The 656-nt window shown below is 57.8% G+C and carries 1 protein-coding gene; it reads right to left on the bottom strand.

The genetic code is table 11. The annotated features are described in order from the left end of the window. Nucleotides 1-92: 92 nt before the first annotated feature. The coding region (locus Acy02nite_RS46230; protein WP_203756852.1) for a twin-arginine translocase TatA/TatE family subunit at nt 93-656 on the bottom strand (564 nt) is incomplete at its 5' end.

Raw genomic sequence — 656 nt, forward strand, 5'->3', positions numbered from 1 at the left:
GAAGAGCATCCCAAATCTGGTGCGATGCTTACAACTGATCATCGCCACGCAAAATTGTTGGGAGCGCCTGTTTTCCGCCAGATGCATCGTTCTCACGATCCGAGCAAGTCGAGGCCAAACCCCATAACGAAGAGTAGAAACCCTAGCCAGCGCACGGCGTGGCCAGGATTTGCCTTGTCTAAAATTGCCGCAATTAAACCAAGCGTGGAGGTCGCCGCCAGCCAGCCCAAGCCGAGCAGGGGAATGCGAGCACCTGCTGAGGACTCAGGGCTGCCGATGGCAAGGAAGAAAATAAGTAGGACCAGGGCCAGCCCGACCGGAGCAATTGTAGTCAAATCCTTTGTCATCGCTGCCCAATTGGTTGCGAGCAAGAAAAGCATCAATGCGCCTATCGAAACCAGGAAAGCGCCGCCAGCCGTCTGGATGGCGCCGTTGAGTGTACGCTCGGGACTGGATCGAAATCCAATCAGGTAGTTACGCACGCTCCCAAGGGCAGTGCCCATTCGTTTGCCGGCGACCCGGAGCCGATCGGGTCCGACCAGGTCAAGAATGACTGCCAGGCCCGCGACGAACTGCATGATCTTCCCGGCTCGTGCCCACCACATGACGGTATGTCCCCACAGTGGATCTGAAGCAGCCGAGCGACCATCGGACCC

Source organism: Actinoplanes cyaneus, from assembly GCF_016862095.1.
Lineage (GTDB): Bacteria > Actinomycetota > Actinomycetes > Mycobacteriales > Micromonosporaceae > Actinoplanes > Actinoplanes cyaneus.